Genomic DNA, 12,381 nt, shown 5'->3' on the forward strand with positions numbered 1-12,381 from the left:
CGCCCTCTGGGACGCTCCACGGGCGCCCGCACCCCGCCCCGAATACGTGGATTACGCTCTGACCCATGGCCGACGCACCGTACAAGCTGATCCTCCTCCGTCACGGCGAGAGCGAGTGGAACGCGAAGAACCTGTTCACCGGCTGGGTGGACGTCAACCTCAACGAGAAGGGCGAGAAGGAGGCAGTCCGCGGCGGTGAGCTCCTGAAGGACGCCGACCTCCTCCCCGACGTGGTCCACACGTCCCTCCAGAAGCGGGCGATCCGCACCGCGCAGCTGGCCCTCGAAGCGGCCGACCGCCACTGGATCCCGGTCCACCGCAGCTGGCGCCTGAACGAGCGCCACTACGGCGCCCTCCAGGGCAAGGACAAGGCGGCGACGCTGGCCGAGTTCGGCGAGGAGCAGTTCATGCTCTGGCGCCGCTCGTACGACACCCCGCCCCCGCCGCTCGCCGACGACTCCGAGTTCTCCCAGTCCGCGGACCCCCGCTACGCCTCCATCCCCCCGGAGCTGCGCCCCCGCACGGAGTGCCTCAAGGACGTCGTCGTCCGCATGCTCCCGTACTGGTACGACGGCATCGTCCCCGACCTCCTGGCCGGCCGCACGGTCCTGGTCGCCGCCCACGGCAACAGCCTGCGCGCCCTGGTCAAGCACCTGGACGGCATCTCGGACGCCGACATCGCCGGCCTGAACATCCCGACGGGCATCCCCCTCGCCTACGAACTCGACGCCGACTTCAAGCCGCTGACCCCCGGCGGCCAGTACCTCGACCCGGACGCGGCAGCCGCGGCCATCGAGGCGGTCAAGAACCAGGGCAAGAAGAAGTAACGCGACGCCGAGCGCCCCCGACCTGCTGTTCCCTGGCAGGGCGGGGGCTTTTTGGTGGCCGGGGTCGGCGCGGGCGGTGTTGGGTGGGAACGGGAACGGCGTCGGGAACACGCCAGTCGGTGACCCTCCGTGGAAGGAGGGTGTCTGGTTCGTAACATGAGCCAATGATCAGGTCGGTCGGACGGCGCCCCCGGCGGCGGCGCGAGTGGCGGAAGGCGGTGCGCCGTCACCGCCTGTTCGCCCTCGGTCTGGTCGGGACCGGTGTGGTGGTTGTCGCGGCGTTCGTATTCGGAGCCGGCGCTGGCGCCGGCTCCGAGGACGCAGCCTCCATCGGCTCCGCCCCAACCCCCCTACGGACGATCAGGACCACGAGGTCCGGTGCACCGGCGCCACCGCACCACCCTGCCGGCACCGTGCGGATCGCCGCCGTGGGAGACATCGTCATGGGCTCGCTGCCGGACGACCTGCCGCCGGATGACGGCGCCTCGTTCTTCGACCCTGTCGAGGACCTGCTCGACGGCGACGTGGTGCTCGGGAACCTGGAGGGCACGCTCACCACCGGCGGTTCCAGCAAGTGCGACTACATCGACGGTCCGAACTGCTTCGCGTTCCACGCCCCGCCGTCCTACGGCCGCCGGCTCAAGAAGGCCGGGTTCACGGTCCTGAACACGGCGAACAACCACATCGACGACTTCGGGGCGGAGGGGCGGCGGGACACGTTCGCCGCGCTGCGCTCCGCGAACCTTCCGTTCACCGGCCGCCTCGGCCAGATCACCGTCCAGCGCGTACGCGGCATCAGGGTCGCACTGATCGGATTCGCTCCCGACCGAGGGGCGAACGACCTCACCGACATCCCCGCAGCGGAGCGACTCACCGCCCGCGCCGCGGCGATGGCGGACATCGTGATCGTCACGATGCACGCCGGCGCGGAGGGCTCGGACCGCACCCACGTGGAACCCGGCACCGAGTACTTCCTCGGTGAGGACCGTGGCGACAGTTACCGCTTCAGCCGTGCGGTGATCGACGCCGGCGCCGACCTCGTCGTGGGCAGCGGCCCGCACGTGATGCGGGGCATGGAGTTCTACAAGGGCCGCCTGATCGCCTACAGCCTGGGGAACTTCTCCGGCTACAAGGTGCTCGGCCTCGGCGGCACCCTCTCCACCAGCGGCGTCCTCCAGGTCACCCTCGGCGCCGACGGCACCTACGTGTCCGGGCGCCTGCACCCGACCCGGATCGTGGCACCCGGCACGCCGGAGCCGGGCGGTGATGCAATCGACCTCGTCTCCACCATGTCGGAGGAGGACTTCGGCTCGCACGCCGCCGACATCTCGGAGGACGGGACGATCCGGCGCCCTTAGGCGGGCCCGGCCATGCCGACCGGGCCGCTTCCGGCCCACACCGTACGGGCCGATCCGACGTTCGCCACCGCGACCATCGTGACCGTGCCTGGTGGGCGCAACCCGCACCGGCTGTCCGCTGCGCAGTGTGACCGCCTCACGAGCATGATCGACGCCATCGGCTGACAAGGCCGACCGAGGCTCCGGCGTCAGCGGGGCCCGGCGAGAATCGCCAGACAGGCCCTGGGGCCGTGCCACAAGCGTGCCAGGCCCACGTGCCTCCGCCGCAGGTCAGTAATCCAATCCCCCTCAGAAAACCCAAGCTTCCCAAGCTGAGAGCTCAGGCATCGTCGTTACGGGGAGGCCCGTCTCGGGTTCCTCTGGTCGACGGCACAGGCAGCCTGGCGGAGGCCGGTGGGGGTGCATGGAGGCATACGCGCGCCTGATGGGTTGGCGCACGTGATCAGCCCTTCACGAAGCCCGGCTCCGGCTGCTCTCTCGCTTCTGCCTGGGCTCCCGCATCGCGGAGGGCGACGACGGCTGCAGCAGCCTCTTCCTCGGGCACGCCGTCGAGAATCACGGAGGGGACCTGCATGGCGAGCACCTTGCTGTGCCAGAGGCTCAACCCCGTCAGCCGACGCACGACTTGAACAACGTCGAGCAGGCGGACGCCGGGGGCGGTGAGCACTACGTCGTGGGGGTTCGGCTCGCACGGGCCCTCACCCGCCATGTCGCATCGCATCGTTCTGGCGGCATCGGCAAGGCGGCTGGTTGGCACGAGTCGAGAAGAACGACTGTGTGGAACAGGTGGGACGGCCGCGGGAGTTCCCGAGTATCGCCACCGTCAGACCCTTCCGGCATGCTCTGCCCATGCTGATTGCGACGAACGGCAGGGGCCGCGTGGTGAAGTGCCCCTCGAAGCCGACGATGGACACGATGTTCGCCGAACTGCGGCGGGGCGACCACATGATCCTTGAGCGGCAGGACGAGGAGCGTGACGGTGACTGGTACGTCCAGGTGCTGTTCCGCGACGACGACACCTACCAGCTGGAGTACCGGGACGGCGTTCCCGCAGAGCACTACCAGACCATGACCGCCTCCCGGGAGAAGGCCTGCCAGGCTCTCCAGGACTGGGCGGCCGGGAAGCCGGACTGGCAGGAGGGCTTCGTGTGGAACAACCTCGGCGCCATGTTTGCCGCCCCGATCGTCAAGGCCACGGACCTGCCCGCCACCTAGTGCACGCCGTCGGGGGTGGGCTTTTCGCGGTGCAGGCGCACGAAGCGGAGCAGTTCGCGGACGATGCCCGCGTTGCCCCCATCAGCTCGAACAGGTCGCCCCAGCGGGCGCCGTCGAAGCGCGACCGCACGATGTGCAACGCGCGGTCGGCCGCGGCGCCGGCGGCGGCGTCGCCGAGTTCCTCGTGCACGGTCCGCAGGACGAGCGCCGTTCCGGTACGGCCGAAGTACAGGGAGTCGTCGTCGAAACCGTCGACGGAGTCCGCGAGTCCGCGAGGCTGCGGGCCGCGCGCAGGGCGGCGTCGGCGCAGGAGTCGTCGTCGAAGTGGCGCCAGGCGTCGAGGAGTACCGGGACGACTCCGGCCGTACCGGTGTAGAGCGTGGGGTTGAGGATGTCGTCGGAGGGTCTCGTGGTCCAGGCCAGGCCGCCCTCGGGGGTCTCCCGCGCCGCCCCGGTCAGCCATCGCACCCCGTCCACCGCCAGTTCCTCGACCTCGTCGAGCGCTTCCGGTGCCGGCGTCATGGGGCCACCCTCGCATGATCCCCGGAGTGTGCCCAGGGGCCGACTGGCCGCGTGTGGTCACGGTTTGCCGAATCGGCAAACGGGCTCGGCCCCTTGACGCGTGGTTTCGCATGATCTGTGGAGAGTCGGCGGTCAAGCCGGCGGATCGGCGATCCTGAAGGGCAGGGCGGGCGTATGACGGCGCAGCATCGGCTGGTTGTGGAGGACGGAAGGCGGATCCATCTCGTCGAGCAGGGGGCCGGGCCCCTCGTGCTGCTCGTACACGGGTTCCCCGAGAGCTGGTACTCGTGGCGGCATCAGCTGCCGGTGCTCGCCGCGGCGGGGTACCGGGCGGTCGCCGTCGACGTGCGGGGGTACGGGCGGTCCTCGAAGCCGGCCGCGGCCGACGCCTACCGCATGGTCGAGCTCGTGGCGGACAACGTCGCCGTCGTGCGGGCCCTCGGCGAGGAGTCGGCCGTGGTCGTCGGGCACGACTGGGGCGCGGCCGTCGCCGCGAACTCCGCGCTGCTCCGGCCCGAGGTGTTCCGGGCCGTGGGGTTGCTGAGTGTTCCGTACACGCCGCGCGGCGGGCCCCGCCCCAGTGACGTCTTCGCGCAGCTGGGCGGTGGGGGCGGGGAGGAGGAGTTCTACGTCTCGTACTTCCAGGAGCCCGGGCGTGCCGAGGCCGAGATCGAGCCGGATGTGCGGGGCTGGCTCGCGGGGTTCTACGGCGCTCTGTCCGCCGACACCATGCCCGGACCCGGCGCTCCCGACCCGCACTTCGTCGGCAGCGGGGGGACCCTCAGGGACCGGTTCCCCGTGGGCCGGCTGCCCGAGTGGCTCGGCGAGCGGGACCTCGACGTGTACGCGGCCGAGTTCGAGCGCACCGGGCTGACCGGGGCGCTCAACCGGTACCGGAACATGGACCGGGACTGGGAGGACCTCGCGGCCTACGACGGCGCCCCGATCACCCAGCCGTCCCTGTTCGTCGGCGGCGGCCTCGACGCCTCCACGACCTGGCTGGCCGACGCCATCGAGGCGTACCCGGTCACCCTCCCCGGCCTGGTCTCCTCCCACGTCCTCGACGGCTGCGGGCACTGGATCCAGCAGGAACGGCCCGAGGAGGTCAACCGGCTGCTCGTCGAGTGGCTCGCCGGGCTGCCCGCCGCCTGAGCGTCACCCGAGCACCACCGGAGGCCGGAGACGGCTACCAGATCGACAGCGGTACCTGGTGGATCTCGTCCGCCGGATGCCCCGTGCGTTCGTGGACGCGCCTGACCGCTTCGGCCGAGGGGCCGTCGGAGAGGCAGTAGACGTTGCCGGAGTCCGGGTCGGCCCAGGCCCGTTCGAAGTGGACGCCCTCCTCCTTCTCGACCGCGAGGTCGGCCTCGTGGGCCTCCTTGAGCTGGTCGGCGGTGATGCCCTTCATCCCGTGGTGTACGTCCATGAACTGCGGCATGGCTGCCACCTCCTGTCTTCCCTCCCGCGCCGCCCCCTCCCGATTCCCGTCCCTCCCGATCCCGTCCCTCTCCATGCTGCGCTCGTCCGTGCCGTCCCGCGCGCCGCCTCTCACCAGTACGACGCGCCGCCCCTCACCAGCACGAAGGGCCCCCGACCGGAGTCGGGGGCCCTTCCTCGTACCTGAGGCGCCGGGGTCAGCCGCACTGGCAGGGGCTGCCGGACTGGCAGCCGCAGCCGCAGCCCGAGCCGCAGCCGCAGGCGCCGATGACCAGGAGATTCTTGATCTCGGCGGGCTGGTCGGTCTCGCGCTCCTGCGTGGGGTCGGGCGTGGTGCTGGGGGATTCGGCCATGGATCCTCCTAGAGGTCCCTAGAAGCCCTAGAGGTAGGGCCTTGCCCATTCCATGCCCGTTTCTCTGGGCGCATCAACAGCGCACAGCGGCGCACGGTGGTGTCCCGCGCCCGTTGCGCACCCCGCGAGCCCCGCTCGCCCGGGGGGTTACGCCCCCTCGGCGCCCGTCACCGGCTGGATGTCGGGCTGCAGGTCGTCCGCGTGCTCACCGGTGACCAGGAAGACGACGCGCTTGGCGACGGCGACCGCGTGGTCGGCGTACCGCTCGTAGTACCGGCCGAGGAGGGTCACGTCGACGGCGGTCTCGATGCCGTGCTTCCAGCGGTCGTCCAGCAGGTGCTGGAAGATCGTGCGGTGCAGCAGGTCCATCTCGTCGTCGTCCTGCTCCAGCTGCAGGGCCAGGTCGACGTCCTTGGTGATGATCACCTCGGCGGCCTTGGCCATCAGGCGCTGCGCGAGCTGGCCCATCTCCAGGACGGTCGCGTGCAGGTCGTGCGGGATGGCGTTCGCCGGGTAGCGGAGCCGGGCCAGCTTCGCCACGTGCTGGGCCAGGTCGCCGGAGCGCTCCAGGTCGGCGGACATCCGCAGCGACGTGACGACGATCCGCAGGTCGGTCGCCACCGGCTGCTGCCGGGCCAGCAGGGCTATCGCACGGGCCTCAAGGTCGTGGTGGAGCTCGTCGACCTTCTGGTCGGCCTCGATGACGCTCTCGGCCAGCTTGAGGTCGGCGTCGAGGATCGCCGTCGTGGCGCGCCCGATCGCCGATCCGACCAGCCGGGCCATGTCGACCAGGCTGTCGCCGATCGAGTCGAGTTCCTCGTGGTACGCGTCCCGCATCAGGGTTACCTCTCCTGTGTGTGTTCCATGGGGCTCCGGGGGCCGGGGCCCGTGGCCGAAACCAGCTGCGAACCCCACGCTTCCACGTTCCGGTCTCAACGCGACCGTTTCTGCCACCCCAAATGAACCAATACTGGCTCCAAGGTGAACTCTGGGCGACGAGTGTTCGAGCTGACACCTCGCGGGCTGTGGGGATGTCGTACCCCCTGCTTAACCTGTTTGCATGGACGTGAACGCGGCGGTCGCCGCAGCGGCAGCGATCGCCGGGGTGCTTACCGGTGTCATCGCCATGCTGGCGTTCCGCTGGAGCGAACGCGACCAGAAGCGACCGACCAGGACTTCTCTGCACACCGACCCCGTACTGCCCCCGGGCGTGGACACCGTGCTGAGCGTGCTGCGCTCCTCCGCGGTCGTCCTCGACGAGGCCGACACGGTCGTCAAGGCGAGCTCGGCGGCGTACGCCCTCGGACTCGTGCGCGGCGGCAAACTCGCCATCGAGCCGATGCTCGGGATGGCCCGGGACACCCGGCGCGACGGCGAGATACGACAGGTCGAGCTGGACCTCCCGAGGCGGGGGACCGGACGGGGCGAGGCCCTGGCCGTATCCGCGCGGGTGGCGCCGCTGGGCTCCCGGCTCGTCCTGCTCCTTGTGGAGGACCTCACCGAGGCCCGCCGCATCGAGGCGGTACGACGGGACTTCGTGGCGAATGTCAGCCATGAGCTGAAGACCCCGGTCGGCGCGCTCTCCCTGCTCTCCGAGGCCGTCATGGACGCCTCGGACGATCCGGAGGCCGTGCAGCGCTTCGCCGGTCGCATGCAGATCGAGGCCACGCGCCTGACCAACCTGGTCCAGGAGCTGATCGATCTGTCGAGAGTGCAGAACGACGACCCACTGGAGGACGCCGAGCCCGTCCGGGTCGACGAGCTGGTCGCCGAGGCGATCGACCGGTGCCGGCACCAGGCCGGCACCAAGCAGATCACCATGGCCGCCGGCGGCACCGCCGACCTGCACGTCTGGGGCAACCGCGGCCAGCTGGCCGCCGCCCTCGGCAACCTGGTCGAGAACGCCGTGAACTACTCCCCGGCCCGCACCCGGGTCGGGATAGCCGCGCGCCGGATCAGTGCGCCCGGCGGTGACATGATCGAGCTCGCCGTGACCGACCAGGGCATCGGCATCACCGACAAGGACAAGGAGCGCATCTTCGAGCGCTTCTACCGCGTCGACCCGGCCCGCTCCCGGGCCACCGGTGGCACCGGCCTCGGCCTCGCCATCGTCAAGCACGTGGTCGCCTCGCACGGCGGGGAGGTCACGGTGTGGAGCGCCGAGAACCAGGGCTCCACGTTCACCCTCAGACTGCCGGAGGCGGGCGCGGCCCGTGACCGCGCGTCGCAGCACCCCGACCCCGACCTCGCCGACGAGGCCGGTACCACCGAGTCATCCCCGTACGAACCGCTTCCCGCCCCGGAGGTCCTTCCGTGACCCGAGTGCTTGTCGTCGAGGACGAGGAGTCCTTCTCCGACGCCCTGTCGTACATGCTCCGCAAGGAGGGCTTCGAGGTCGCTGTGGCGGCCACGGGGCCCGACGGACTCGACGAGTTCGAGCGCAACGGCGCCGACCTCGTCCTTCTCGACCTGATGCTGCCCGGCCTGCCGGGCACCGAGGTCTGCCGCCAGCTGCGCGGCCGTTCCAACGTCCCCGTCATCATGGTGACGGCCAAGGACAGCGAGATCGACAAGGTTGTCGGGCTGGAAATAGGAGCAGACGACTACGTCACCAAGCCCTTCTCCTCCCGCGAGCTGGTCGCCCGCATCCGCGCGGTGCTCCGCCGCCGCGGCGAGCCGGAGGAGGTGACGCCGGCCGCCCTCGAAGCGGGCCCGGTCCGCATGGACGTCGACCGCCACGTGGTGACGGTCTCCGGCTCCAAGGTCGACCTCCCCCTCAAGGAGTTCGACCTCCTGGAGATGCTCCTGCGCAACGCCGGCCGCGTCCTCACCCGCATGCAGCTCATCGACCGCGTCTGGGGTGCCGACTACGTCGGTGACACCAAGACCCTCGACGTCCACGTCAAGCGCCTGCGCGCCAAGATCGAGCCCGACCCGGGCGCCCCGCGGTACCTGGTCACGGTGCGCGGTCTCGGCTACAAATTTGAGCCCTAAGTCGCCGCTCGGCTACGATAGGTAACCCTCGCCGTCGGGTGGACGGAGAGGCTAAACGCCTGTGGAGCGTTGGTAAGACCCGGAGCGATCCGGGCGCGATGCCGTGAAGCAGGAATCCCCTCGTGGGTGCGCCAAAAGTTCGAGCCGTGAAGCTCGGCAAGGCCAAGGGCGGGAACCGATAACCAAGGTTCCCGCCCTAGCTGTCTCCGGCAGCCCGGTCAGCCCGCGTTCGTCGACTCCGAGGCCGAGTCGGTCGGGGTGGCCGAGGCGCTCTCGGACGACTTGCTCTTCTTGCCCGCCTTGGCGCTCTCGCTCGCCGTGGCGCCCGCGAGCGGGGTGGAGGAGGTGGACGGCGAGGCGGAGGCCGACGGCACCGCGCTCGGGCCCCAGCCCGTGAAGAAGCTCTCGGCCGGCACGACGAACGCGCGCAGGCTCACGTCCCCCGTCTTGCTGAAGGTGAACGTGATCTTCTGGGCGTTGCCGTCCACCACCGCCTCACGGCTGCTGGCCAGCACCGCGGAGGCGTTGCCCGTGCCGCCCAGGATCAGCCGGCCGCCGCCCTGGATGGTCAGCGGCTGGGACTTGGTGGCGTGCAGCTCGGCGGTCTTGCCGGTGCCGGCGACGACGATCGACTGGAGCGTCTCCGGCTCGGTGCCGGTGTTGAAGATGGTCGCGGAGACCACGGCCGGCCCGGTCGACGTGAGGTCGGGCTGAGTGATCACGGTCGCGTTCTGGACCTTGATGTCGCCGACGCTCGCCGCCGCGTTGTCCGGCTTGACCTCCAGCGTCTGCGAGTTGTTGCCGGCGCCGCACGCGGCGAGCGAGGCGACGGAGAAGGCGATGGCGGAGGCGGCGAGGGCGCCGCGTCGAAGGCTGCTGCTCACGGCGGCGGCATCTCCTTGAACGCACGGGCGGCCCTCTATAAAGCCGCCCTAAGTGTCTGTCAGCGGCCTTAGGTTACCGAGCCGTTCCCGCGCGGCCGCACCCGACCCTCCCCAAGCCCCCCGCTTCCCTCAAGGCTTCCCTCAAGCAGGGGGTACCCCGGGCTCCACAAGTGACTCTTCGGCCACTTTGCAGCAGCGCTCGGCGGGCATTCACATAACCCGCCCGCAACGCCGCGCGCAAAACTTCCGTGAAGGAATGCGCGACCACCGGGAAAATTGATCACTCACTGCTTCGCCTGCCTCTTCACGTGCGTCTTCACGTACCGTTCAGTCGGACTCCGTGATCAATTCCGGAAACGTCCGGGATCCGGCTCCGGCAACCGAACGGAGTAGCGGAAGTCGTACGCTTGGAAGCGGACATATGGGGACGTTAGGCTGCGTGGGCGAGCGTCCGGATGTGTGTAACGTGCGCGTTTCACCTCGGCCGAAGAGCCGCTCCGACCTGCGAATACCTGCTTCCGGACGGCCTGCGAAGCACGTTCCTGTTGCTGTTGTCAAGCCCCGAGATATGCCCTGACCTGCGAAAACGCCATTCAGAACCGCCGGTTTCCGTGTTACCCTGGATAGCCACGGAAGGGGTACCTGTCACATGACGTTCAAGGTTGGCGACACCGTGGTCTATCCCCATCACGGGGCCGCGCTGATCGAGGCTATCGAAACTCGCCAGATCAAAGGCGTGGACAAGACCTACTTGGTGCTGAAGGTCGCCCAGGGTGACCTGACGGTACGTGTGCCAGCGGACAATGCGGAGTTCGTCGGCGTGCGTGATGTGGTCGGTCAGGACGGGCTGGACCGGGTCTTCGAGGTGCTGCGCGCGCCGTACGCCGAGGAGCCCACGAACTGGTCCCGTCGCTACAAGGCAAACCTGGAGAAGCTCGCCTCCGGCGATGTCATCAAGGTCGCGGAAGTCGTGCGTGACCTGTGGCGTCGTGAGCGCGAGCGCGGACTCTCCGCCGGTGAGAAGCGGATGCTCGCCAAGGCTCGCCAGATCCTGGTGAGCGAGCTCGCCCTCGCGGAGAACACGAACGAGGACAAGGCCGAGGCCCTGCTCGACGAGGTCCTCGCGTCCTGACGCTGACACGGTCCGGCTCGGCACACTGAACTCCGCACACCCGAAATGCCGCGGTGCCCGATGACACGACAACTGTCGCCGGGCGCTGCGGCATGTCCATGCCCGGAACACGCCCGGAACTCACCGGGAACACTTCTCTTCGGGGACGCTCGTACCCGGCGACCCGGCACCCGCCCCGGTGGAAACCCCCGATACTAGGCGTGCCGGGCCCGGGCTGCTGGCTCGACCAGTGTCACGGAAGGGTCCGGTCAAGGCGTCGCGCCCGGCACTTCCCAGGCCATACCCACGCCAGGCCCGCACACAAACCTGACAGGAACCGATGTCTGACGATTCGCGTCCTTCGCGTACGGAACTGCGCACGGCAGCCGTGATTCCCGCCGCCGGCCGGGGCGTACGGCTCGGTCCGGGCGCTCCCAAGGCGCTACGCGCGCTGAACGGCACGCCCATGCTCATCCACGCCGTGCGCGCCCTCGCCGCCTCCCGCGCGGTCTCCCTGGTCGTGGTCGTGGCCCCGCCCGACGGCGCGCCCGAGGTCAAGTCCCTCCTGGACGCGCACGCGCTCCCCGACCGCACCGACTTCCTCGTCGTCCCCGGCGGCGAGTCCCGCCAGGAGTCGGTCAAGCTCGGCCTGGACGCGCTGCCCCCCGACTACGACATCGTCCTGGTCCACGACGCCGCCCGCCCCCTCGTCCCCGTCGACACGGTCGACGCGGTGATCCAGGCGGTCCGCGACGGCGCCCCGGCCGTGGTCCCCGCCCTCCCGCTCGCCGACACGGTCAAGGAGGTCGAGCCGGCCACCACCCCCGGCGACCCGGAGCCGGTGCTCGCGACCCCCGAGCGGGCCCGCCTGCGCGCCGTGCAGACGCCCCAGGGCTTCGACCGTAGGGTGCTGGTCCGCGCCCACGAGACGGTCACCGACAACGTCACCGACGACGCCAGCATGGTCGAGCAGCTCGGCGAACGGGTCGTGGTCGTCCCCGGCCACGAGGAGGCCTTCAAGGTCACCCGCCCCCTCGACCTGGTCCTCGCGGAGGCGGTCCTGGCCCGCAGGAGGCTGAACGATGGCTTCTGAGGTCGTACTGCCACGGGTCGGCATCGGCACCGACATCCACGCCTTCGAGGAGGGCCGCGAGCTGTGGTGCGCCGGCCTGAAGTGGGAGGGCGAGGGCCCGGGCCTGGCCGGCCACTCCGACGCGGACGTCGTCGCACACGCCGCCTGCAACGCGCTGTTCTCGGCGGCGGGCCTGGGCGACCTGGGGCAGCACTTCGGCACGGGGCGGCCGCAGTGGTCGGGCGCGTCGGGCGTGACCCTCCTGACGGAGGCCGCACGCATCGTCCGCGCCGCTGGTTTCACCATCGGAAACATCGCCGTACAGGTCGTGGGCCCACGCCCGAAGATCGGCAAGCGAAGGGCCGAGGCGGAGAAGATCCTTTCGGACGCGGCGGGCGCTCCGGTTTCGGTTTCGGGGGCCACGACGGACGGTCTCGGATTTCCCGGTAGGGGAGAGGGTCTTATGGCGGTGGCAACGGCGTTGGTTGTCAAACAGGGCTGACTGGTCCCACTAAGGGGCGCGGGGAACTGCGCGATAAGCCACAGCGCACCCGCACCCGACGACGGCGCTTCACATACCGGTGCCACCCACTACCCTCGGCCCACTA

16 protein-coding genes are annotated in these 12,381 nt (G+C 70.1%); 10 read left to right on the plus strand and 6 right to left on the minus strand.

Features of this window, described 5'->3' with window-relative positions:
• Positions 1 to 65: 65 nt before the first annotated feature.
• The 3 genes from SSP29_RS18390 to SSP29_RS58500 all read left to right on the plus strand — a co-directional run bounded on the left by SSP29_RS18390 (position 66) and on the right by SSP29_RS58500 (position 2,350).
• Entirely contained in the window at positions 66 to 827 is a 762-nt protein-coding gene (locus SSP29_RS18390) for a phosphoglyceromutase (protein WP_089101793.1), read from the plus strand.
• Positions 828 to 1,255: 428 nt separating this feature from the next.
• Positions 1,256 to 2,185, plus strand: coding sequence for a CapA family protein (locus SSP29_RS18395; RefSeq protein WP_167449951.1), 930 nt, complete (start codon positions 1,256 to 1,258; stop codon positions 2,183 to 2,185).
• A 12-nt stretch (positions 2,186 to 2,197) separates the two neighbouring features.
• Positions 2,198 to 2,350 (plus strand): hypothetical protein, encoded by a 153-nt coding sequence (locus SSP29_RS58500; protein WP_167449952.1) that lies wholly within the window; start codon positions 2,198 to 2,200, stop codon positions 2,348 to 2,350.
• A 277-nt stretch (positions 2,351 to 2,627) separates the two neighbouring features.
• Here the strand turns inward: SSP29_RS58500 and SSP29_RS18400 are convergent, their stop codons facing one another.
• Positions 2,628 to 2,894 (minus strand): ribosomal protein L7/L12, encoded by a 267-nt coding sequence (locus SSP29_RS18400; RefSeq protein WP_089101795.1) that lies wholly within the window; start codon positions 2,892 to 2,894, stop codon positions 2,628 to 2,630.
• A gap of 140 nt (positions 2,895 to 3,034) precedes the next feature.
• On the opposite strand from SSP29_RS18400, the gene SSP29_RS18405 reads away from it, so the two are divergent.
• On the plus strand, positions 3,035 to 3,400 hold the full coding sequence (locus SSP29_RS18405) for a hypothetical protein (protein WP_150134420.1): 366 nt from the start codon (positions 3,035 to 3,037) through the stop codon (positions 3,398 to 3,400).
• 81 nt (positions 3,401 to 3,481) lie between these two features.
• Here SSP29_RS18405 and SSP29_RS18410 read toward each other — a convergent pair whose 3' ends face one another.
• Positions 3,482 to 3,922, minus strand: a complete 441-nt coding sequence (locus SSP29_RS18410) for a hypothetical protein (RefSeq protein ID WP_150134421.1) — start codon at positions 3,920 to 3,922, stop codon at positions 3,482 to 3,484.
• Positions 3,923 to 4,096: 174 nt separating this feature from the next.
• Here SSP29_RS18410 and SSP29_RS18415 point away from each other — a divergent pair, with 174 nt between their 5' ends.
• Positions 4,097 to 5,074, plus strand: a complete 978-nt coding sequence (locus SSP29_RS18415) for an alpha/beta fold hydrolase (RefSeq protein ID WP_089101796.1) — start codon at positions 4,097 to 4,099, stop codon at positions 5,072 to 5,074.
• A 34-nt stretch (positions 5,075 to 5,108) separates the two neighbouring features.
• Here SSP29_RS18415 and SSP29_RS18420 read toward each other — a convergent pair whose 3' ends face one another.
• The 3 genes from SSP29_RS18420 to phoU form a co-directional block, all read right to left on the minus strand.
• Positions 5,109 to 5,360 carry an SCO4226 family nickel-binding protein gene (locus SSP29_RS18420; protein ID WP_089101797.1) on the minus strand — a complete coding sequence of 84 codons (252 nt, stop codon included), beginning with the start codon at positions 5,358 to 5,360 and terminating at the stop codon, positions 5,109 to 5,111.
• Between the two features lie 196 nt (positions 5,361 to 5,556).
• Positions 5,557 to 5,712: a hypothetical protein gene (locus tag SSP29_RS58505; protein WP_167391710.1), complete on the minus strand. Its 156-nt coding sequence runs from the start codon at positions 5,710 to 5,712 to the stop codon at positions 5,557 to 5,559.
• Between the two features lie 147 nt (positions 5,713 to 5,859).
• On the minus strand, positions 5,860 to 6,549 hold the full coding sequence (gene phoU, locus SSP29_RS18425) for a phosphate signaling complex protein PhoU (protein ID WP_089101798.1): 690 nt from the start codon (positions 6,547 to 6,549) through the stop codon (positions 5,860 to 5,862).
• Between the two features lie 223 nt (positions 6,550 to 6,772).
• Here phoU and phoR point away from each other — a divergent pair, with 223 nt between their 5' ends.
• Together phoR and phoP are read left to right on the plus strand one after the other, a co-directional pair.
• The gene (phoR, locus tag SSP29_RS18430) at positions 6,773 to 8,029 is read left to right on the plus strand and encodes a two-component system sensor histidine kinase PhoR (protein WP_089101799.1); all 1,257 of its coding nucleotides are present in this window, start codon (positions 6,773 to 6,775) and stop codon (positions 8,027 to 8,029) included.
• A 5-nt stretch (positions 8,030 to 8,034) separates the two neighbouring features.
• Complete coding sequence (gene phoP / locus SSP29_RS18435; protein WP_018568744.1) at positions 8,035 to 8,706, plus strand: two-component system response regulator PhoP; 672 nt, start codon at positions 8,035 to 8,037, stop codon at positions 8,704 to 8,706.
• 218 nt (positions 8,707 to 8,924) lie between these two features.
• Here the strand turns inward: phoP and SSP29_RS18440 are convergent, their stop codons facing one another.
• Entirely contained in the window at positions 8,925 to 9,590 is a 666-nt protein-coding gene (locus SSP29_RS18440; RefSeq protein ID WP_089101800.1) for a DUF461 domain-containing protein, read from the minus strand.
• A gap of 649 nt (positions 9,591 to 10,239) precedes the next feature.
• Between SSP29_RS18440 and SSP29_RS18450 the strand changes: the two genes are divergently transcribed.
• From SSP29_RS18450 to ispF, 3 genes are all read left to right on the plus strand, one after another.
• Positions 10,240 to 10,722, plus strand: a complete 483-nt coding sequence (locus SSP29_RS18450) for a CarD family transcriptional regulator (protein ID WP_003953493.1) — start codon at positions 10,240 to 10,242, stop codon at positions 10,720 to 10,722.
• Between the two features lie 319 nt (positions 10,723 to 11,041).
• Positions 11,042 to 11,794, plus strand: coding sequence for a 2-C-methyl-D-erythritol 4-phosphate cytidylyltransferase (gene ispD / locus SSP29_RS18460; RefSeq protein WP_089101802.1), 753 nt, complete (start codon positions 11,042 to 11,044; stop codon positions 11,792 to 11,794).
• Positions 11,784 to 12,275: a 2-C-methyl-D-erythritol 2,4-cyclodiphosphate synthase gene (gene ispF / locus SSP29_RS18465; RefSeq protein ID WP_089101803.1), complete on the plus strand. Its 492-nt coding sequence runs from the start codon at positions 11,784 to 11,786 to the stop codon at positions 12,273 to 12,275. The genes ispD and ispF overlap by 11 nt, the downstream gene beginning before the upstream one ends.
• Positions 12,276 to 12,381: the final 106 nt, after the last annotated feature.

It is taken from the genome of Streptomyces hyaluromycini (genome assembly GCF_002217755.1).
GTDB classification, from domain to species: domain Bacteria; phylum Actinomycetota; class Actinomycetes; order Streptomycetales; family Streptomycetaceae; genus Streptomyces; species Streptomyces hyaluromycini.

Excerpts from the sequence above, each read along its gene's own strand:
- SSP29_RS18410 (WP_150134421.1), bottom strand. The coding sequence starts at position 3,922 with ATGACGCCGGCACCGGAAGCGCTCGACGAGGTCGAGGAACTGGCGGTG.
- ispD (WP_089101802.1), top strand. The coding sequence starts at position 11,042 with ATGTCTGACGATTCGCGTCCTTCGCGTACGGAACTGCGCACGGCAGCC.
- ispF (WP_089101803.1), top strand. The coding sequence starts at position 11,784 with ATGGCTTCTGAGGTCGTACTGCCACGGGTCGGCATCGGCACCGACATC.
- SSP29_RS18390 (WP_089101793.1), top strand. The coding sequence starts at position 66 with ATGGCCGACGCACCGTACAAGCTGATCCTCCTCCGTCACGGCGAGAGC.
- phoR (WP_089101799.1), top strand. The coding sequence starts at position 6,773 with ATGGACGTGAACGCGGCGGTCGCCGCAGCGGCAGCGATCGCCGGGGTG.
- SSP29_RS18415 (WP_089101796.1), top strand. The coding sequence starts at position 4,097 with ATGACGGCGCAGCATCGGCTGGTTGTGGAGGACGGAAGGCGGATCCAT.
- SSP29_RS18400 (WP_089101795.1), bottom strand. The coding sequence starts at position 2,894 with ATGGCGGGTGAGGGCCCGTGCGAGCCGAACCCCCACGACGTAGTGCTC.
- SSP29_RS18405 (WP_150134420.1), top strand. The coding sequence starts at position 3,035 with ATGCTGATTGCGACGAACGGCAGGGGCCGCGTGGTGAAGTGCCCCTCG.
- SSP29_RS58505 (WP_167391710.1), bottom strand. The coding sequence starts at position 5,712 with ATGGCCGAATCCCCCAGCACCACGCCCGACCCCACGCAGGAGCGCGAG.
- phoU (WP_089101798.1), bottom strand. The coding sequence starts at position 6,549 with ATGCGGGACGCGTACCACGAGGAACTCGACTCGATCGGCGACAGCCTG.
- SSP29_RS58500 (WP_167449952.1), top strand. The coding sequence starts at position 2,198 with ATGCCGACCGGGCCGCTTCCGGCCCACACCGTACGGGCCGATCCGACG.
- SSP29_RS18420 (WP_089101797.1), bottom strand. The coding sequence starts at position 5,360 with ATGCCGCAGTTCATGGACGTACACCACGGGATGAAGGGCATCACCGCC.
- SSP29_RS18450 (WP_003953493.1), top strand. The coding sequence starts at position 10,240 with ATGACGTTCAAGGTTGGCGACACCGTGGTCTATCCCCATCACGGGGCC.